The organism is Burkholderia sp. RF4-BP95 (assembly GCF_001521985.1).
Lineage (GTDB): Bacteria > Pseudomonadota > Gammaproteobacteria > Burkholderiales > Burkholderiaceae > Burkholderia > Burkholderia diffusa.
The window spans coordinates 438,696-459,392 of the sequence record NZ_LOSX01000018.1 but is presented as its reverse complement, the minus strand read 5'-3'; the positions used below and the strand labels follow the sequence as shown (position 1 = coordinate 459,392).

Here is a 20,697-nt window from a genome sequence, read left to right as displayed (position 1 = left end):
CCGTGCTTTCATCCGAGGATCAAGGCCGTCGCAGGTCGAGCGTGAACGGGAATTCGCGGCTCGGCGCGGCGGCCGACACGTCCATCCGCCCCGGCGTGTGCCCCATCGCGACGAAGCGCGCGAGCCGCCGGCTCTCGGCCTCGTACGCATTGACCGGGAACGTCGCGTAGTTGCGCCCGCCCGGATGCGCGACGTGATACCGGCAGCCACCGAGCGAGCGTTGCAGCCACGTGTCGACGATGTCGAACGTGAGCGGCGCATGCACGCCGATGGTCGGATGCAGCGCCGACGGCGGCGCCCATGCCTTGTAGCGCACGCCCGCGACGTATTCGCCGACGGTGCCGGTCGGCTGCAGCGGCAGCGCGCGGCCGTTGACGGTCACGACGTGCCGGTTGTCGTTCAGACCGGTCACGCGCACTTCGAGCCGTTCGACCGACGAATCGACGTAGCGCACCGTGCCGCCGGTCGCACCCTCCTCGCCCATCACGTGCCACGGCTCCAGCGCGCCGCGCAGCGACAGCTGCATCCCGTTCACCGCGATCTGGCCGAACAGCGGGAAGCGGAATTCGAAGTGCGGCGCGAACCACGCCGCATCGAACGCGAAACCGGCGTCGCGCAGCTCGGCCAGCACGTCGTCGAAATCCATCTTCAGGAACGCCGGCAGCATGAAGCGATCGTGCAGCGCGGTGCCCCAGCGCGTGAGCGGCGTCGTGTACGGCGCGGTCCAGAAACGCGCGACCAGCGCGCGCAGCAGCAGTTGCTGCACGATGCTCATCCGCGCATGCGGCGGCATCTCGAACGCGCGCAGTTCGAGCAGGCCGAGCCGCCCGGTCGACGAATCGGGCGAATACAGCTTGTCGATGCAGAATTCGCTGCGGTGCGTGTTGCCGGTCACGTCGATCAGCAGGTTGCGCAGCACGCGGTCGACGAGCCACGGCGGCATGTCCTGCCCGTACAGCAGCTTGTTGCGCTGGATTTCCGCGAATGCGATGTCGAGCTCGTAGACCTGGTCGTTGCGCGCCTCGTCGACGCGCGGCGCCTGGCTCGTCGGACCGATGAACAGCCCCGAGAACAGGTACGACAGCGACGGATGGTTGTGCCAGTACGCGATCAGGCTCGCGAGCAGGTCCGGGCGGCGCAGGAACGGGCTGTCGGCCGGCGTCGCGCCGCCGAGCACGAAGTGGTTGCCGCCGCCCGTGCCGACGTGCCGGCCGTCGACCATGAACTTCTCGCTGGACAGGCGCGACTGCCAGGCCGCGTCGTACAGGAATTCGGTCTGGCCGACGAGTTCGTCGAAGCTCTTCGCCGGATGGATGTTCACCTCGATCACGCCGGGATCGGGCGTGACCTGCAGCAGCTTGAGCCGTGCGTCGCGCGGCGGCGGATAGCCTTCGAGCACGAGCTTCACGTCGAGCGCGTGCGCGGTCAGCTCGATCGCGGCGAGCAGGTCGAGATAATCTTCGAGCGCGGCGAGCGGCGGCATGAACAGATACAGGATGCCGTTGCGCACTTCGGCGCACAGCGCGGTACGCGTGATCCATGCGGCCGATTCGAAGCGCTCGGGGCGGCGCTGCGCGTCCGCCGTGCCATGCGCGTGCCGCCCGTCGGCGGCCGTGCCGTCGCCGCGCCATTGCATGACCGTTTGCACGGGTGCTTCGCGATGCGCGCCGGCCAGGTAGCGCGGCGCGTCGGCCGTGCCCGCGTGACGCGCACGGAACGCGGCAGCGTCCGGCAGCGCGGCGCGCGGCGCGAACGGATCGCGTTCGACGAGGTACGGATAGTCGGCGCCGGCGACCCACGGCAGCGAATCGAGCGGCAGCCGATAGCCCATCGGCGAATCGCCGGGCACGAGGTACATCCGCTCGTCGCGGAAGAACCACGGGCCCGTCTGCCAGCGCGGGCCATCGAGGCCGGGCTGGCCCGCCACGTCGTCCGCGCGTTTGATCGGCAGCACGTAGCCGACCACGCTGTCGAGCTGCTGGTCGAACACCTTGCGCAGCCGCGCGCGTTCGAGCTCGTCGTCGAGGCGCGAATCGAACGGATCGACGTTGACGGGCAGCCGGCGCTCGCGCCACAGGTAGTACCAGACGTCCTCGTAGCCGGGCCGCACGAATTCGTCGGTCAGGCCGAGGCGCGCGGCCAGCGCGTCGATGAAGCGCTTCGCGTCGTCGGTCGTGCACGCGGACGGCTCGCGCTCGTCGGCGAACAACGACGGATCGTGCCACACGGGCTGGCCGTCGGCGCGCCAGAAGATCGACAGCGCCCAGCGCGGCAACTGTTCGCCCGGATACCACTTGCCCTGCCCGAAATGCAGGAAGCCGCCTTCGCCGTATTCGGCGCGCAGCCGCTGCACGAGTTCGGTCGCGTAGCCGCGCTTGGTCGGGCCGAGCGCATCGGTGTTCCACTCCGCGCCGTCGCGATCGTCGATCGACACGAAGGTCGGCTCGCCGCCCTGGGTGAGCCGCACGTCACCGGCCGTCAGCGCGCCGTCGACCTGCGCGCCGAGCGTGCGCACGGCGTCCCACTGCGACTCGGTATACGGCTTCGTCACGCGCGGCGATTCGTACACGCGCGTCACCGCCATCTCGTGTTCGAACGCGACTTCGCACTCGTCGATCAGCCCTTCGACCGGCGCGGCGCTGGTCGGCTGCGGCGTGCACGCGAGCGGGATGTGCCCTTCGCCGGCAAGCAGGCCCGAGGTCGGATCGAAGCCGATCCAGCCCGCGCCCGGCAGATAGACTTCGCACCACGCGTGCAGGTCGGTGAAGTCGACCGACGTGCCGCTCGGGCCGTCGAGCGCCTTCACGTCGGGCGTAAGCTGGATCAGATAGCCGGACACGAAGCGCGCGGCGATGCCGAGGTGCCGGCACAGCTGCACGAGCAGCCATGCGCTGTCGCGGCACGACCCGGACGCGAGCTCGAGCGTCTGCTCGGGCGTCTGCACGCCAGGCTCCATCCGCACGAGATAGCCGATGTCGTGCTGCAGCTGCTGGTTCAGCGCGACGAGGAAGTTCACGGTGCCGGCCGGCGTGCGGTCGACGCTGTCGAGATACGCGCGGAACAGCGGCGCCGCGCTCGTCTGCGGATCGCACGCGAGGTACGGCGCGAGTTCGGTCTTCAGCGCATCGTCATAGTTGAACGGATAGTGCTCCGCGCTCGCTTCCAGAAAGAAGTCGAACGGGTTGTACACCGACATCTCGGCGACCAGGTCGATCGTGATCTCGAAGTGTTCGGTGCGTTCCGGAAACACGAGCCGCGCGAGATAGTTCGAGAACGGGTCCTGCTGCCAGTTGATGAAGTGCTGCGCGGGCTCGACCGTCATCGAATACGCGACGATCGGCGTCCGGCAGTGCGGCGCGGGCCGCAGCCGCACGATCTGCGGGCCGAGGTTGACAGGCCGGTCGTAGCGGTAGCGGGTGGTGTGATGCAGCGCGACGTGGATGGGCATGGGAGAGCCGCTCGGTTCGGGTTGGGCCGGCCGCGCGCGCCGCGTCGCCGTCGCTGCGGCGGCACGGCACGGCGGATTCGGCAAAGGGGTGCGTCAGACCAGTTCCGGCGACTGCACGACGCTGATCTCGATGCCGACGATGCTCGCGCCGAGTCCCGTCACCGGCTGCGCGTCGCGCGCGTCGAGGCCGACGGCGATGCGCACGTAGCGCTCGTCCGGGCAGCGGTTCATGAACGGATCGAAGCCGACCCAGCCGAGCCCTTCGACGTAGGCCTCCGCCCACGCATGACCGGCCGGCTGCTGCATCAGCGCGGCGGCCTGCGGCTGCGCGCCGAGCGCCGCCTGCGGCAAGCCCTGCGACTGCGCCGCGTGCGATGCGCCGAGCGCCTGCTGCATGCCGTCGCCGCTCTGCAGCGCGAGCGCCTCCTCTTCCTCGTCGTCCGCCGCGCTCTGCTTCGCGTCGGCGATGCGCTGCATCGCGCTGTCGGCGAGCACGTAGCCGGAGATATAGCGCGCGGGCACCTTCAGCGCGCGCGCGGCCGCGATGAACGCATGCGCATGGTCGCGGCTCGTGCCCTCGCCGCTTTGCAGCGCGGTTTCGGCATCGACCGGCGCGTCGGCCAGGTTCGGCGCGTACGCGATGCGGCCATGCACTTCCGTCATCAGCCAGTGCAGCGCGTCGAGGCTGTGCGGCTCGATCGGCAGCGCCTGCGTGAGTTCGCGCACGGTGTCGCCGGCCTTCGTGAGCGCGGTCTCGCGCTCGAAGATCCACGGCGGCGCATAGCCCTCGGGGTTGCCGAGAATGCCGGCGCGGTCCTGCGTCTCGACGACGCCGGCCGCGACCACGACGATCTCGTTCTTCGCGCCGCGGTCGTGGCGCACGAGGTCGATCCGGTTGCCGAGCCCGTCCGTGTAGGACAGCGCCGGCTCGACGCCTTCGATCGTGACCTGCCACGCGCGCACCGTCTGCCCGGGCCCCGATTGCGGGCGCAGCCGCAGCCGTTGCAACGCGTAGGTGGCTTGATCGTCGAACTGATAACGCGAGATGTGTCGGATGGCGAGTCGCATGGCAAGTCTCAGTCGAAGTTGTAAGCCTGGGCGATATCGATCCCGAGGCTGTTGTTGCGGCCGATGAAGTCGGTCAGGAACTCGTGCAGGCCGCTCTTGAAGATGCGCTCGACCGAGGTGTCGGACAGCATCTGCAGAATCTTCGTGGCCGTGTCGTGACACGGGTGTGTCACGCCGTAATCCTTCGCGAGCATGTTCAGGCTCGACACCACGCGCCCGTAGCAATAGCGCAGCGAACGCGGCATGCGGCCGTTCAGGATCAGGTAATCGGCGATGTTCATCGGCTTGTACTGCACGTCGTACACCCAGCGATACGAGCGGTGCGCGGCCACGCAGCGCAGGATCGTCTCCCACTGGTAGTTGTCGAGGATCGTGCCGACGTGCGACACCGACGGCAGCAGCAGGTGGTATTTCACGTCGATAATCCGCGCGGTGTTGTCGGCGCGCTCGACGAACGCGCCGATCTGCGCGAAATCGAAGATCTCGTTGCGCAGCATCGTGCTGTAGAAGCTGCCGAGGATCAGCGCGGTTTCACGCTTCACTTCGTCGAGCACCGCCGGCAGCCCGCTCTCAGGCACCGGCTGCGCGAGCGCGTGGCGCAGCGCGAGCCATGCGCCGTTCACGCTCTCCCACGCCTCGCGGGTGAGCGCCGTGCGCACCATCCGCGCGTTCGAGCGCGCGTTCTCGATGCACGACAGCACGCTCGACGGGTTGTCGCGGTCGCGCAGCAGGTAGTCGGTCACGGTGTCGGCGGCATATGCGTCGTACTTCTGACGATAGCCGTCGTCCGCGCCCGAGCTGACCAGCACCGACGACCATTCGGCCGGCGCGTCGGACGTGCGCGTGAGCGCCATCCGCAGCCCGGCATCCACGATGCGCGCGATGTTCTCCGCGCGCTCGATATAGCGGTACATCCAGTAGAGACCGCTTGCAGTTCGTCCCAGAAGCATCTCGTGTCCACTCCGTCTTCGTTCGGTTCGCGCGCCGGCTGCGGCGCGCGCGGTCGTGCCCGGCTCAGTCGGCCAGCACCCAGGTGTCCTTGGTGCCGCCGCCCTGGCTCGAGTTGACGACGAGCGATCCCTCCTGCAGCGCAACGCGCGTGAGCCCGCCCGGCGTGATGCGGATCCGGTCCGACACCAGCACGAACGGCCGCAGGTCGACGTGGCGCGGCGCGAGGCCGGCTTCGGTCAGGATCGGCGTCGTGGACAACGCCAGCGTGGGTTGCGCGATGTAGTTCGCGGGACGCGCGCGCAGCTTCGCGGCGAACGCTTCGAGTTCGGCCTTCGATGCGCACGGACCGACCAGCATCCCGTAGCCGCCGGAGCCGTGCACTTCCTTCACGACCAGTTCGTCGAGATGGTCGAGCACGTATTTCAGGCTGTCGGCCTCGCCGCAGCGCCAGGTCGGCACGTTCTCCAGCAGCGCCTTGCGGCCCGTGTAGAACTCGACGATCTCCGGCATGTACGAGTAGATCGCCTTGTCGTCGGCGATGCCGGTGCCGGGCGCGTTCGCGATCGTGATGTTGCCGGCGCGGTAGACGTCCATGATCCCGGCCACGCCGAGCACCGAATCGGGCCGGAACGTGAGCGGATCGAGGAACGCGTCGTCGACGCGGCGGTACAGCACGTCGATCGGCCGGAAGCCTTCGGTGGTGCGCATCGCGACGCGGCCGTCGACCACCTGCAGATCGCTGCCCTCGACGAGGTGCACGCCCATCTGGTCGGCGAGGAACGAATGTTCGTAGTACGCGGAATTGTGGATGCCGGGCGTGAGCACGGCGATGGTCGGGTTGTCGGCGTTGCCGCCCGGCGGGCACACGGCCGCGAGCGACTGCCGCAGCATCTGCGGATAGGTCTCGACCGGGCGCACCTTGACTTGCTGGAACAGCTCGGGGAAGAGCTGCATCATCGTCTCGCGGTTTTCCAGCATGTACGACACGCCCGACGGCGTGCGCGCGTTGTCCTCCAGCACGTAGAACTCGTTCTCGCCGGTGCGCACGATGTCGACGCCGATGATGTGCGTGTAAACGTTCCCGGGCGGCCGGAAATCGATCATCTCCGGGATGAACGCCTCGTTGTGCGCGATCAGGTGCTTCGGCACGATGCCGGCCCGCACGATCTCCTGGCGGTGATAGATGTCGTCGAGGAACGCGTTGAGCGCCATCACGCGCTGCTCGATGCCGAGCGACAGCCGGCTCCATTCCGCGCCCGAGATGATCCGCGGCACGATATCGAACGGAATCAGCCGCTCGGCGGCCTGCGCGTCGCCGTACACGGCGAACGTGATGCCCGTCCTGCGGAACACGCCTTCCGCGTCGTGGGCCTTCTGGGCGAGGCTCGCGGGGTTCTGCGTGTCGAGCCACTGCTTGAGGCGCGCGTAAGGCGCCCTCACCATGTCGCCGGATTGCAGCATTTCATCGAATGGCTTCATCGATCTTTTCTCCATCGATCGTTTTCCCCGGCATTGCGCATGCCGGACCGGCGTACTGACTGCCTTGCAAGGAACGTGCCTTGCGATATTCCCTCAGGTTCCCCCTTTTTGTCGCACGGCCGGCACGCCCCCGCGGCACGCCGCACCACGATGGTGCGATGCGCTCGACGCAGGACGCGCCAGAGGCGTGCCGTGCCCGCGCACGGCCTCCGCTGCACCGCGCCTGTCGAACATAGTTCCCCCGCGTGTCACGACTGTGCAATCTGCACTGCACCAATCCTTCCCCTGGCGGCGCGCCTCCGCGACTCTCGGCGCCGCCAGCCGGCAGCGGCGCCGCGCCTGCGTCGGCGCGGCTTCCCCCGTCGCCGTGCGGTCGCCCGCGCCCCGCCACCTTCCCGCCCGATCTTGCCGCATCGCAGCGAACCGCGACGCGGCATCGGCGAGCCATTGCGGCGGCCCGCCCTGCACCGCGACGGGGATTGCGCCACATCCTTCGGTTGCCCGGGCGGAATAGCGGAAAGGCGAGCCGGCGCGCGCGGGTGCGCGGCCGGCCCTGGGGGGAAGTACCGTCTGCGGCAAGTCGGGCAGTTCGACGCGGTGAACTAACCGGTTAGCCGGGTCCGGCACCTCAACCGTATGTAGCCGTAATCCCGCCGACAACGCCCATGCATATTTCGACTAACACCAATCGAAAAAAAACATCGGCTCCGATGCGCGAGGCGCGGTACGCTACCAAACCGGTTCAGTGAAACGGCGCCGCCGCCTTCCGGCGCCGACTATAAAAAGCGAAGATCAACATGGAAGCAAAGTGGCTGGAAGATTTCCTGAGCCTTGCGGATACCAAGAGTTTTTCCCGGGCCGCGCGTCATCGGCACCTCACGCAGTCGGCATTCAGCAGACGAATCGCCGCGCTCGAAACATGGATGGACGCGAAGCTGGTCGACCGCAGCATCAACCCGATCGCGCTGACGCCGGCCGGGCAGATGTTCCGCGGGCTGGCCGCGGACATCCTGCGCAGCATGTATGCGGCACGCAACCTCGTGAACGGCTACGACCAGTTCGCGGCAAGCGACCAGGTCGTGCGCTTCGCGGTCGCGCATACGCTCGTGTTCACGCTGTTCCCCGAATGGCTCAAGCAGTTGAACGGCGAAGTCGGCCACGTGACCGCGCGCGTGAACGCGGTGAACGTGCCCGAAGGCGTGCAGCAACTCGTCGAAGGTGAATGCGATCTGCTGCTCGGCTATCACCATCCGCAATTGCCGATCGTGCTCGATCCGAACCACTTCCCGTTCGTCACGCTCGGCGTCGAGCGGATCCTGCCGGTGTCGACGCCCGATGCGCGCGGCAAGCCGGTATTCGAACTGCCCGGCACGCCGGACGCGCCGCTGCCGCTCCTCGCGTATTCGTCGGGCGCGTTCCTCGGGAACGTCGTCGAGATGCTGCTGCTGAACGCGTCCGAATCGTATGCGCTGCATCGGTGCTTCGAGACGCACATGTCCGAGGCGTTGAAAGGAATGGTCGTGGCCGGGCACGGCATCGGCTGGCTGCCCGAAAGCTGCGTGGCGAAAGAACTCGCGGATGGTTCGCTCGTTCGTGCGGGCTCGGCGGACTGGATCACCGAGCTCGAGATTCGCCTGTACCGGTCGGCCCGCAAGCGCGGGCTCGCGGCCGAGCAGTTGTGGACCTACATCATGAACCGCCCGCGCGTCGCGGCCGACGGCACGCGTGCGGCCGAGCCGTCGATCGAGCCGGCGGTGCGCATCGCGCGCCGCAGCGCCGGCGGCAGCCGGTAACACCCTCCACCGCCCCTCATCGCCCGATTTGCCGGAGCGCCGCGCGGATACAATCCGCGCGGCGCTCCGGTATTTCATGTTCGCCGTCGCGAAGCATTTTTTGATCCCGTTTCGTCTTCAATATGCGTTCCGCACGCTCGATCAATTCCACGATACCGCCAAACGTTTGCGAATCCGAATGAATTGTCGACTTGGATGACGGAAATACCCTGTTACACAACATATCAAAAGTTTCGATTTTCATGTAACGACAATCTTGCCAAAAACGTCATACCAGCCCTTTCGATTTAGCTGACCTGTGCTTCATGATTCATCGTGATTTGCCGATGACAGAGGCAAGTCTTCCTTTTATCAGTCGTTATTTTTCGGCACAAAGTTCGGTACCACTTACGTCGGAAAATTTCGAAATGGTCATCGCTACCGGCGAGCAAATTTCATGTTCGGCAATATCGACTTTGTTCAGTGCTGATCCATTTCGTCGAATGAGTACCAATCCTATTTAAATAAGACATTTAAAGCATGCCCCATTCGGGCCACACGCGATTGTTTGTTCAAAACCCATCGTGTATCAATAGCATGTCGCAAAAAGAACGTCGCCCATTTCAAATCGGAATAAATGCGCTGTCAGCGATTTCGGATGGAGGTTGCAATGTCTTCCTCGTTTGAACAGCATGCTCGCCCGCTCCTCGGCATCGTCGTATCCGCACTCTGCATCAATGCCGCGGCACAGACCCAGCCCCCGGCACCCTCGTCCGACGCCGAGGCCGGGCGATACATGATTTCGTACATCTGCGGTGATGCGCGAATCGACGGTACGGCGCCGCTTCCCCCCGATGGTCGCCCTTACAACCTCGGCGTGTCGTTCGTATCAGGCGCGAACGGGCAACCGCTGTCGAACGTGCAGGTGCGGCTGCGACGGCATGGCCGCGTGCTCGTCGAATTCAAGGCAACGGGACCGCGCTGTCTGTTCAGCGTGCCCGATGCAAGTTACCGGGTCGAGGGCACCTATCAGGGCTCGACCCAATTCGCGGTCGTCGAAACGGGCGCACTCACCACGCAGTTGCGGTGGTGAGCGTCGGTTGAATCCGCGTGGCGATGGCACGTGCTCGCGTCGTGCATCGCAATCCGTCGAATCGAGGAGAACTGAATGACTCGTGCAGAACGACCGGACGGCTCGCCCGTCCGTCAGTCGAAGCCCGCCTGGGGCCCCGGAAAGAGTGCGGCACTCAGCATCATTGCGTTTGCCGCGATCTTCGGCGGTTTCGCGTACGTCCAGCGGGACGCGGGAGTCGGCCATGCAACCGTGACGCACGACATCGCCGGCATGATCCGCAGCGCCGTCGGAAAGTATCGCAACGCCATTGCGGCCGCGACGGCCGACGCCTCCGGCGCGGCATCGACCGTCGCGCAGGCCGAGCCGGTTACGCCTTCCGTGCCGGGAACGCCGTATGCGTCGGCAACATCTGCCGTGTCGGCCACGGCGGCGCCGGCCGCGTCGCCACGCACGACTGCCCGCGCCGCCGCGAAACACCCGCACCCCGCGCATGTGCCGCCCACGACGCTCGCGGCCAACGCGCTCGCCGCATCGGCCGGCGATCGCGCGGCGCGGCCCGGCGACACGCACCGCACGTCACGTTCGCAGGCGCTCGCAAGCACGAAAAAACACACCGACCCCGCGCCGCGTCGTCAACCGCAATCGTATCTCGCCGACTCGCCGCACATGGAGGCCACCAGCGTCACGCGCGACGAACTGGAAGGCGCGCGCGCACTGGCCCGGGCGCGCTGGTGCGCACGGATCGACGAATGGAATTGCGTGGAGCAGAACGCGAGCCGCGCGCTCGCCATCGACCCGAAAAACAGCGAATCGCGCGCGCTGCTTGGACAAGCGATCCGCAACCGCCTGTGAAGCGGCCGGATGCCGCCGGGCCTCGCTGCCGGCGGCACGACGACCGGCGGCGCGCGTCGTCGGGCGTGCAACCGATGTGATCGTTTCAGAGTGAGGAGACATCGTGGCTAACAATCGTAGGCAACAATGCACCACCGCCGCTCCGCCCAACCGGCGGATCCTCCTGCATGCGCCATTGCTGTTGCTGCTCATCGCGTCCGGCTCCTGTCTTGCCGCCGAAGGCGACGCGGCCCAGAGCGGCGCGAGCGAAATCGCCGGGACGCGCGGCGCGACGGATGCGCTGCCGCCCGACATGCAACCGACGGCGGCGTCGCTGGGAATCGCCCAGGGTCGGAACGCCCTGCCCCCGCAGGCGCCGACGCCGATCGCGCAGGCATCGGATGCGTCGATGCAGCTCGCGCAGGCGTCGGACCCGCAACCGCAGGCGATGCCGACCACGGTCGTGGTGGACCCGGACGTCGCCCAGCCGAGCGAACCGGCGCCGGGCGCGCCGATCCAGATCGCCCAGGCGACCGATACCGCGCCACCGAGTACGCCGCCACCGATCGAGCCGACGTCGAGCGCCCCGATGCAGCCGGCCCAGGCATCCGACACCGCGCCGTCAAATATGCCGGCACCCGTCGCGCAGGCATCGGACGCGCCGATCGGCGTCGCACAGGCCGCGAACCCGCAGCCGCCCGACACGCCGGCGCAAACTACCGCGACAACGTCCGACACACCTGCGTCCAGTTCGCCCGCGCCGGTCGCGCACACACCGGAGCCGCCGCCGCAACCCGCGCAGGCCCCAACCACCGCGCCCTCGACCGCGCCGACGCAAACCGCGCAGGCCTCCGGCACCCCGATGCCGGGCTCGCCCGCGCCCGTCACCCAGACACCGGGCTCGCCGCCCCCGTCCTCCGTGACGCCGAATTCACAGACGCCCGGCGCCCAGTTGCCCGGCGAGCAGACGCAACGGTCGCAAGGCCCCGACGTCGAAGCGCCGAATGCCCAGATGCCGAATCTGCGTACCGCCGACGTCGCGACGGTGCGCAACGACGTGTTCGGTCTCGCGGCGAGCGGCGGCGCGATCCAGGCGCTCGAGGAAGCGAAGGCACGGCCCGATGCGTTCTCCGCCGTCGACGTCGCGCAGCTGGAGGAACTGGCGATTCGCCAGCAGGTGCGCGGCGGACGTGACAAATCGCGCTCGATGACGAGTTCCGACCGCTTCGACGGCCTCGACAGCGCGCTGCACGCCGCGGACGACCTCGACAAGCGGATGCCGGCCACGCCCGAATATTCGCCGGTCAGGACGGCGCTCGCGGGCGACCGCACCGTCGCCTACGCGGCGCGCGGCGACATGACGAAGGCCGTCGCGACGTTCGAGACGATTCCGTCCGACGCGGAGATCTCGATCGACGCGCTGGCGGCCGTCGGCGACGCCTACCTCTACCTGAGCGAACCGGCCAAGGCGAACGGCGTGTACCAGCGCGCGCTGAAGCAGGCGACCGCCGCGCCGACGGACCGCGCGACCCGCGGCTTCCAGTACGGTGCTCGCACGCGTGCGATCGAACTGCGCGAAGGGCTGTTCTGGTCGTACGTCGACCAGGGACGCGCGGCGGACGCGAAGCAGGTGCTCGACGACATCGGCAAGTCGCTGCCGCCGGCCAAGGAAGTGCGCAACTACGGTCCGGAAGAAAGCGACTTTCTGCGTTACTACCGGCTGCGCGCGCAATACCTGATTTATACGGGCCGCGTCGACGAAGGGATCGCCGCGCTCGAGCAGCTCGAGCAACAGGTGCCGTTCAATGCGGAGGTCCGTGCCGCGCATGCCGACGCGGTGTCGGGCCAGGCGCATCCGCGCCAGGCGATCGCGATGTATCGCGCTTCGCTGACCGACCACCCGGACAGCGTCGAAATGCTCGCGGGCCTCGGCCGCGCGGCGCTCGTGGCGGACGACTACGCGACCGCGAAGTACGTCGACCAGACCGTGGACAACGTATTTCCGGACAGCGGCGCCGTGCGCGGTTTCAAGCGCGACTACAAGGCATACCGCAGCCCCGTGTTCACGACCGACCTGAGTTTCGAGCACGGCAACAGCGCGCTGGCCGACAACAGCTTCACGTCGGACAGTTATGTGTACTCCCAACCATTCGGCGACAACTGGCGCGTCTTCTCGCACACGTTCTTCGGCCATGCGCAGACCGACTCCGGCAGCGTCAGCCGCACGCGCACGGGTGTCGGCGGCGACTACCGGCACGGGCCGCTCACCGTGCAGGGCGAAGTCACCCGCTCGTTCGGCGCGGACGGCCGGACCGGCGGCCGCGGATCGATCGCATACGCGCTGAACGACTACTGGACGGTCAGCGCCGGGCTCGACACCAACGACAACTCGCTGCCGTGGAAGGCGTATGCCGCGCACATCTGGGGCCGCTCCGCGAACGTCTCGGTCGTATATCGGCAGAACGATCGTCGCGAGGTCAAGCTGAACTACGGCGTGAGCCGGTACAGCGATTCGAACCTGCACCAGGAAATCACGGCAATCGCCACGCAGCGCGTGTACACGTCCGCCAATCAGCTCGTCAACGTATCGCTGGACCTCGGCACCGACAGCAACACGCGCCACGACGCGCCCTACTTCAGCCCGAGCCGCGATTACGCGGCCGCGGCGACCGTCATGCACCAGCTGACGCTGTGGAAGAAGGGCGACATGTCGCTGCAGCAGCGCGTATCGGTGTCGGGCGGCGTGTACAACGAGCGCGGCTTCGGCACCAGCCCGCTGTGGAGCGCACGCCTCGAGCACGCGTGGACGTTCAAGCACGACATCACGCTGAGCTACGGCGTCGAGGTCAGCAGCCATGCGTACGACGGCCAGCGCGAGCGCTCCGAAACCGGCTTCCTGTCGGTCAACCTGCCGTTCTAGCAAGGAGATCGCGCAATGCAAACCAGACGGACCTTCATGTGCGGATGCCTCGGCACGTTCGCCGCCTGTTCGCTGTTCCCGGGCGTGTCGAACGCCCGGATGATCGACCTGCTGCCGCCGTCCGATCCGGCCGACGGCAAGACGTTCCGCGTGATCTGCCTGCACGACGTGCGCGACAACCTGATGGCGTCGTTCTCCTCCCCGTCGGCGATGGTCGACCCGTTCGCGGTCGATACCGGCACGCTGACCGCGATCTTCTCGTGGCTGCAGACCAACAACTACCACACCATCACGGTCAAGCAGATCGAGGAATCGCGGCACGGCGGCAAGCCGCTGCCGCCGCGCGCGGTGCTCCTCACGTTCGACGACGGCTACCGCAGCCACTACACGAAGGTGCTGCCGCTGCTCGAGCGCTTCAAGTATCCGGCCGTGATGGGCATCGTCACGGCGTGGATCGATGCGCCGCCGAATGCGCCGATCCGCATCAGCGACAAGATCCAGGTGCCGCGCGACTACTTCATGTCGTGGGAGGAGGTGCAGAAGGTTGGTCAATCTCACCTCGTCGAACTCGGCTGCCACACCCACAACCTCCATCACGGCGCGGTCGCGAATCCGCAAGGCAACGAATTGCCGGCGACCACGTCGCACCTCTACCTGCAGAACGAGAAGCGCTATGAAACCGACGCCGAATTCGAAGCGCGCGTGCACGACGACCTTCAGACATGCGTGCGGCAGATCCGCGAACGCACCGGCATCGTCGCACGCTCGATGGTGTGGCCATACGGCGCGGAAAACCAGCCCGTGCGCAAGATATCGACGTCGCTCGGCATGGACATCCAGTTCAGCCTCGACGCCGGCCCGAATACGCCGGACGTGCCGCTGGACCGGCTGAGGCGGATCCTGATGATGTACGACGTCGACATCGGCGGGTTCGAGCGCTCGATGCGCGAGCCGGCATCCAACCGCGGCGACGTCGACGTGCCCGAGCGCATCGTGCAGGTCGATCTCGATCAGGTCTACGACCCCGATCCCGCGCGGCAGGAAGCGAATCTCGGCAAGCTGATCGAGCGCATCTACCGGATGCAGCCGAAATCGGTGTACCTGCAGGCCTATGCCGACCCGAAGGGCACGGGCGTGGCCGAAGCCGTGTATTTCCCGAACCGGCACCTGCCGATGCGCGCCGACCTGTTCTCGCGCGCCGCGTGGCAGCTCAACACGCGCTCCAACGTGCAGGTCTACGCATGGATGCCGGTGCTTGCGTTCCGGCCGCCGCCGGACAAGCATCAGGGCCTCGAGGCCGTCAGTGCATACGGCGGCGCGCCGGCCCGCGAGAACGGCACGCGCGTGTTCCGGCTGAGCCCGTTCGATCCGGAAGCGCGGCTGATGATCCAGCAGGTCTACGAGGATCTCAGCAAGCACGCGTCGTTCAGCGGCATCCTGTTCAGCGACGACGCCGTGCTCGACGACTACGAGGATGCGGGCCGACATGCGCTACGAACCTATTCGCAGTGGGGGCTGCCGGCCGACGTCGGCAAGATCCGCGAGAACCCCGACCTGATGAAGCGCTGGACGCGCCAGAAGTCGCGCTACCTGATCGACCTGACCCGCCAGCTCGAGCAGATCGTGCTCGCGCACCAGAACGTGGGCGACGTGCTGACCGCGCGGAACATCTTCGCGATGCCGGTGCTCAAGCCCGAGTCCGAAGCGTGGTACGCGCAGAACTACGACGATTTCCTTGCCACCTACGACTACGTCGCGCTGATGGCGATGCCGTACATGGAACAGGCGAAGGACCCCGAGGGCTGGCTCGACCAGCTCGTGCGCACCGTCCGTACGAAGCAGCGCGGGCTGCAGCGCACCGTGTTCGAACTGCAGTCGTACGACTGGCACGCGCACAAGGACGTGCCGGCCCGCACGCTGCTCGCTCAGATGCGGCGGCTGCGCAGCGAGGGCGCGGTGAATTTCGGCTATTACCCGGACAACTTCCTGAACGGCCAGCCGGAGCTCGACGCGATGCGCGACGTGATGTCGCTGAAGTCGCGGCTCGATCCGACCTCGATCAACGCGCTGATGCAGATGCAGCATGCGCAGGGAACCAAGACGCCATGACCACCCACAGCATCATCCAGCGCCTTCAGGATTTCGTCTTCTACTATCCGTTCTTCATGTCGTATCTGTGGATGATCGGTGGCGTCGTCCATTACTTCCTGCTCGAGGAAGGCCGCGAGCTGTCGACGCGCACGATCGCGGCGAGCGGAATCCCGAAGATCTCGATCGTCGTGCCGTGCTTCAACGAGGCGGCGAACGCGCGCGGCGTGATCCGCCACCTGAACGCGATGGACTACCCGAACTACGACATCATCGCGGTCAACGACGGCAGCAAGGACCGCACCGGCGAGATCCTCAACGAGCTGGCCGTCGAGATCCCGCGGCTGCTCGTGATCCATCACGCGCGCAACGAAGGCAAGGCGGTCGGGCTCACCACCGCGGCCGCGGTATCGAACGCGGAATACCTGCTCTGCATCGACGGCGACGCGCTGCTCGCGCACGACGCGATCGGCTGGATGCTCGAGCATTTCCTGACCGATCCGGGCGTCGGCGCGGTCACGGGCAACCCGCGCATCCGCACGCGCACGTCGCTGCTGGGGCGCATGCAGGTCGGCGAATTCTCGTCGATCGTCGGGCTGATCAAGCGCACGCAGCAGGTGTACGGCCGCATCTTCACGGTATCGGGCGTGATCACGATGTTCCGCAAGACCGCGCTCGCCGATGTCGGCTACTGGAGCTCGGACATGCTGACCGAGGACATCGACATCAGCTGGAAGCTGCAGTGCCGCGACTGGCGCGTCGTGTACGAGCCGCACGCGCTCAGCTGGATCCTGATGCCCGAGACGCTGAAGGGGCTCTACCGGCAGCGGCTGCGCTGGGCGAAGGGCGGCATCCAGGTGCTGCTCAAGTACGCGGGCACGCTCGCGCGACCGACGCAGATGATGATGTGGCCGCTGTTCGTCGAGTACCTGATCGGCATCGCGTGGGCCTATTCGATGTCGTTCATCCTGCTGCTCGCGCTGATCGACGTCGTCTACCCGCTTCCGCAGACCTGGCACGTATCCGTGGTGCCGCACTGGCACGGGATGCTGCTGGTCGCGACCTGCATCCTGCAGCTGATCATCGGCAGCATGATCGATCGTCGTTACGACGAAAAACTCCTGATGTATTTCCTTGACACCGTCTGGTACCCCGTCGCGTTCTGGTTGATCAGCATGGTCACCACCGTCGTCGCCCTGCCCGCCGTCGTATTGCGGGGCCGTGGCAAGCGCGCCGTTTGGGTCAGTCCCGACCGAGGCATTCAACATGAAGAACGCACCGATTATTGACCTTTCCCTGCGCGCCCCGCGCGAACTGATCGCCGAACGCGGCGGCATCGTCGGGCCCGTGCTCGTCGCGTGGTTCCGCCTCGTGCGGCCCGCGCTGGTCGGAGGTGTGTGGGCATCGATCTGCATCTATACGTACCGCTACCTGCTGCCGTTCAACCAGGCCGAGATGCCGATCGAGCAGATCGTGTTCTACGTGACGAGCATCGCGCTGATCGCCGGCACGATCGTCACGTGGCTGATCGCGGGACGTGTCGTGCACCCCCTCGCGTACCGGTTGCGCGTCTCGAAGATGCTGCGGCGCTCGGCCAGCGTGAAGATGCGCTCGCTGCCGCCGACCGCGCTCGCGGGCGCCCGCCGGCGCGGCGCGCGGCGCACGTCGCGCATCCTCGTCGCGTCGCACGATGCGAACGGCTCGATCTCGGGCATCGAATGGATCGCGCACGCGGGACCGCAGCCCCGCGAATAGGTCACCGGAGACGTGCCGCGCCGGACGCGACGCATGCCGCGCGACGCGACACCGCTCCCGGATTCGCGCCGTCGCGTGTCGCGCGCCGGCCTGCAACTTCCTGTAGACGAGGTGAATCATGTGCGGAATCGTCGGAGCAAGCGGCCTGAACAATCAGGTGCCGCAACTGGTCAATGCACTGAGCCGGCTCGAGTATCGCGGTTACGACTCGTGCGGCATCGCCGTGCTGCGTGACGGCCGCCTGCGCAGCGAACGCACGCTGCGACGCGTGGCGGACCTGCAGGACCGCGTGCTGACGCTCGGCCTCGAAGCGCAGACGTGCATCGCGCACACGCGCTGGGCGACGCACGGCGCGCCGTCGGAAATGAACGCGCACCCGATCATGTCGGGCGACACGATCGCGGTCGTGCACAACGGGATCATCGAAAACCACGATGCGTTGCGCGCCGAACTGCGGGAGCGCGGCTACACGTTTCGCGGCGAGACCGACACCGAGGTGATCGCGCATCTGATCCACAGCATGTATCGCGACGACCTGTTCGATGCCGTCACCCGCGCGGTCAAGCGGCTGCACGGCGCGTACGCGATCGCCGTGCTGAGCGCGCGCGAGCCGCAGCGGCTCGTCGCCGCGCGCGCGGGCTCGCCGCTCGTGATCGGCATCGGCGCGGACCAGAACTACCTCGCGTCCGACTGCGCGGCGCTCGGCGACCTGACCGACCGCTTCGTCTACCTGGAAGACGGCGACGTCGCGCTGATCACGCCGGAACGGATCGACGTGGTGGACGCGATCGGGAGCGAGGCACAGCGTCCGCTATGCCTGGTCAAGGCACGCGACGACGACGCCGCGCTCGGCCCGTATCAGCACTTCATGCAGAAGGAAATCTTCGAGCAACCGAAGGCGATCGCCGCCACGATCGACGGTGTCGACACGATCTCGCCCGCGCTGTTCGGCGGCAGCGACAGCACGCGCGCGCTGCTGTCGAAGACCCGGAGCGTGCTGCTGCTCGGCTGCGGCACCAGCTACTACGCGGGCCTGACCGCGAAATACTGGCTCGAGGGCATCGCGGGCATTCCGGCGCAGGTCGAGATCGCGAGCGAATACCGCTACCGCGACACCGTGCCCGATCCGCGCACGCTGGTCGTCGGTATTTCGCAGTCCGGCGAAACTGCCGACACCATCGGCGCGATCGAGCGCGCGCGCGCGATGGGCCAGGATATGTCGATGGCGATCTGCAACGTGGCGACCAGCTCGATCGCGCGCGGCGCGCCACTCAGCTTCCTGACGCGAGCCGGCATCGAGCTCGGCGTCGCATCGACCAAGGCGTTCACGACGCAGCTCGTCGCGCTGTTCGTGCTGACGCTGACGCTCGCGCAGCAACGCGGCCGGCTCGATGCGGCGCATGTCGCGATGCACCTGAAGAAACTGCACGAACTGCCGGATCGCATCGCTCATGCACTCGCGCTGGAAACGCAGATCATGGGCTGGGCCGCGAAGTTCGCGCGCACCGAGAACGCGCTGTTCCTCGGGCGCGGCATTCACTACCCGATCGCGCTGGAAGGCGCGCTGAAGCTGAAGGAAGTGTCGTACATCCATGCGGAGGGCTATCCGGCCGGCGAACTGAAGCATGGCCCGCTCGCACTCGTCACGAGCGCGATGCCGGTCGTCACGATCGCGCCGGACGACCGCCTGTTTCAGAAGCTGAAGTCCAACATGGCCGAAGTGCGCGCACGCGGCGGGCGGCTGTACGTGCTCGCGGGCCATCATCTCGAGATCGACGCCGACCGCGACACGCACCTGATCCGCGTACGCGAATCCGGGGACGCGCTGTCGCCGATCGTCAATGTGATCCCGTTGCAGCTGCTCGCGTATCACGTCGGGTGCGCGCGCGGCGCCGACGTCGACAAGCCGCGCAACCTCGCGAAATCCGTCACCGTCGAATGATGCGACGGCCGGTCGCGACGCCGATCGCCACCGTGCGCGCCCATGCGGGCGCGCGCGCCGCCGCGTGGCGTGTCGCGACCGTGCTCTGCGGCGCGTGTTGCGCCATCGCGGCACCGTCGCACACGTTCGCCGGCCCACCGGTCGTGCACACCGTCACCGTGCAGGCGCCCGCGTCGCCGCAGGACAGCGGCGACCCGCGGCGCTTCATGCACGGAATCGGCGTGGCCGACGCCGGCGACGGCCGGCGCTGGGTGTTCTTCAGCAGCTCGGGCATCGCGCCGCGCGGCGCGCTGCGCAACGGCAACTGGCCGCACGACGTGTACGTCGGCGAATGGCTGCCGGGCAAGCCGCGTCTGCTGCGCGTCCGTACGTTCATCAGCCGTCCGGAAGCTCAGGAGCCCGTATCGATCGCGCAGAATCCGCGCGGCGACATCTTCGTCACGTTCGAGGACGGCTGGAACACGCCGCAGGAGGTCAGCCAGCGCTACGGCGTCTATCGGCGCGACCTGAAGCCGATCAAGCCCTACCCGAACGACGTCGAGGCGGGCGGTCACTCCGGGCATGTCGCCGCGGTGGGCGAACGCTTCGTCGTGTTCTATTCCGCCGACTGGATCGACGGCGGCGGCGTCGACAACCTCGGCACCGGCAACGGCGTCTACGTGAAAACCTACGATGCCGACGGACGCGTGCTGAATCACGTGCCGGTCGCGCCGCACCGCCGCGAATGGTGGCCCGTGGTCGCCGGCTCGCCGCACCGCGCGCTGCTCGTCTGGCAGAAATACATCGAAGGCAGCACGGATGCGACGCTCGAATACGCGATGTTCGATCCGGTCACGGCAAAACTCGACAAGCTCGGGCCGCTGAGCGACGCGATCCAGTACTACGTGTATTCGTCCGCGTACGTGCCGGCGATCGACCGCTTCGTCGTGGTCACGACGACGGCGGACAACCGCGGTGTCGCGATGCTGATCGACCCGGACGGCCATCGCCTCGCGACGCTCGACTGCCTGCCGGCGTCGGTGCGGGAATCCGGGATCGGCGTCGACGGCACGCATGCGTATGTGCCGACGCGCGACGGGCGGCTGCTGACGCTGGCGCTTTCGGCAACCGGCATGTCGGTGAGCGGCGCGCAGCGCTCGCCGATTCCGTGGGGCTCGACCGGCATCGCCGGGTTCGCGGCACGCGGCGGCACGATGCATTTCGTGTCGCTGACGCCGTCCGGGACGCGCGAAGCCGATTTCGACACGGCACGGGAAGCGCCTTTACCGAAGACCGACGCGCAGTGTCCGACACATTGACGGCGACGCGAACGGGACCGGACCGACACCGTCGCCCCGTGTAATTGCGCCGATCCCCCATCGAATTCGC

Annotated in this window: 14 protein-coding genes; 9 read left to right on the top strand and 5 right to left on the bottom strand. The window is 67.3% G+C overall.

Translation table 11 applies throughout. The features are described 5' to 3' along the window. Positions 1 to 19: 19 nt before the first annotated feature. The 4 genes from WS46_RS06745 to WS46_RS06730 all read right to left on the bottom strand — a co-directional run bounded on the left by WS46_RS06745 (position 20) and on the right by WS46_RS06730 (position 6,946). Positions 20 to 3,448 carry a DUF2126 domain-containing protein gene (locus WS46_RS06745; protein WP_059689880.1) on the bottom strand — a complete coding sequence of 1,143 codons (3,429 nt, stop codon included), beginning with the start codon at positions 3,446 to 3,448 and terminating at the stop codon, positions 20 to 22. 93 nt (positions 3,449 to 3,541) lie between these two features. Beyond that, entirely contained in the window at positions 3,542 to 4,516 is a 975-nt protein-coding gene (locus WS46_RS06740; protein ID WP_059689879.1) for a transglutaminase family protein, read from the bottom strand. A gap of 8 nt (positions 4,517 to 4,524) precedes the next feature. Then, a complete protein-coding gene (locus WS46_RS06735; RefSeq protein WP_059524971.1) occupies positions 4,525 to 5,466 on the bottom strand; it encodes an alpha-E domain-containing protein in 942 nt (313 codons plus the stop codon). 64 nt (positions 5,467 to 5,530) lie between these two features. Further along, positions 5,531 to 6,946, bottom strand: a complete 1,416-nt coding sequence (locus tag WS46_RS06730; RefSeq protein WP_059450610.1) for a circularly permuted type 2 ATP-grasp protein — start codon at positions 6,944 to 6,946, stop codon at positions 5,531 to 5,533. A 797-nt stretch (positions 6,947 to 7,743) separates the two neighbouring features. On the opposite strand from WS46_RS06730, the gene WS46_RS06725 reads away from it, so the two are divergent. Beyond that, entirely contained in the window at positions 7,744 to 8,739 is a 996-nt protein-coding gene (locus WS46_RS06725) for a LysR substrate-binding domain-containing protein (RefSeq protein ID WP_059689878.1), read from the top strand. 16 nt (positions 8,740 to 8,755) lie between these two features. On the opposite strand, the gene WS46_RS35100 is transcribed toward WS46_RS06725, so the two are convergent. Then, positions 8,756 to 8,983, bottom strand: a complete 228-nt coding sequence (locus tag WS46_RS35100) for a hypothetical protein (protein ID WP_156443085.1) — start codon at positions 8,981 to 8,983, stop codon at positions 8,756 to 8,758. 405 nt (positions 8,984 to 9,388) lie between these two features. Here WS46_RS35100 and WS46_RS06720 point away from each other — a divergent pair, with 405 nt between their 5' ends. The 8 genes from WS46_RS06720 (at position 9,389) to WS46_RS06685 (ending at position 20,627) form a co-directional block, all read left to right on the top strand. Further along, positions 9,389 to 9,811 (top strand): hypothetical protein, encoded by a 423-nt coding sequence (locus WS46_RS06720; RefSeq protein ID WP_059525671.1) that lies wholly within the window; start codon positions 9,389 to 9,391, stop codon positions 9,809 to 9,811. A 75-nt stretch (positions 9,812 to 9,886) separates the two neighbouring features. Continuing rightward, positions 9,887 to 10,645, top strand: a complete 759-nt coding sequence (locus WS46_RS06715) for a hypothetical protein (protein ID WP_059689877.1) — start codon at positions 9,887 to 9,889, stop codon at positions 10,643 to 10,645. 103 nt (positions 10,646 to 10,748) lie between these two features. Continuing rightward, entirely contained in the window at positions 10,749 to 13,544 is a 2,796-nt protein-coding gene (gene pgaA / locus WS46_RS06710) for a poly-beta-1,6 N-acetyl-D-glucosamine export porin PgaA (protein ID WP_059689876.1), read from the top strand. A gap of 15 nt (positions 13,545 to 13,559) precedes the next feature. Continuing rightward, positions 13,560 to 15,653 (top strand): poly-beta-1,6-N-acetyl-D-glucosamine N-deacetylase PgaB, encoded by a 2,094-nt coding sequence (gene pgaB, locus WS46_RS06705; RefSeq protein WP_059524962.1) that lies wholly within the window; start codon positions 13,560 to 13,562, stop codon positions 15,651 to 15,653. Next, positions 15,650 to 16,921, top strand: coding sequence for a poly-beta-1,6-N-acetyl-D-glucosamine synthase (gene pgaC / locus WS46_RS06700; RefSeq protein WP_059689875.1), 1,272 nt, complete (start codon positions 15,650 to 15,652; stop codon positions 16,919 to 16,921). The genes pgaB and pgaC overlap by 4 nt, the downstream gene beginning before the upstream one ends. Further along, positions 16,899 to 17,387 carry a hypothetical protein gene (locus WS46_RS06695; protein ID WP_059524958.1) on the top strand — a complete coding sequence of 163 codons (489 nt, stop codon included), beginning with the start codon at positions 16,899 to 16,901 and terminating at the stop codon, positions 17,385 to 17,387. Before pgaC ends, WS46_RS06695 begins: the two co-directional genes overlap by 23 nt. Before the next feature lie 118 nt (positions 17,388 to 17,505). Continuing rightward, positions 17,506 to 19,329, top strand: a complete 1,824-nt coding sequence (gene glmS / locus WS46_RS06690; RefSeq protein ID WP_059524957.1) for a glutamine--fructose-6-phosphate transaminase (isomerizing) — start codon at positions 17,506 to 17,508, stop codon at positions 19,327 to 19,329. Next, the gene (locus WS46_RS06685; RefSeq protein ID WP_082725282.1) at positions 19,329 to 20,627 is read left to right on the top strand and encodes a hypothetical protein; all 1,299 of its coding nucleotides are present in this window, start codon (positions 19,329 to 19,331) and stop codon (positions 20,625 to 20,627) included. Before glmS ends, WS46_RS06685 begins: the two co-directional genes overlap by 1 nt. Positions 20,628 to 20,697: the final 70 nt, after the last annotated feature.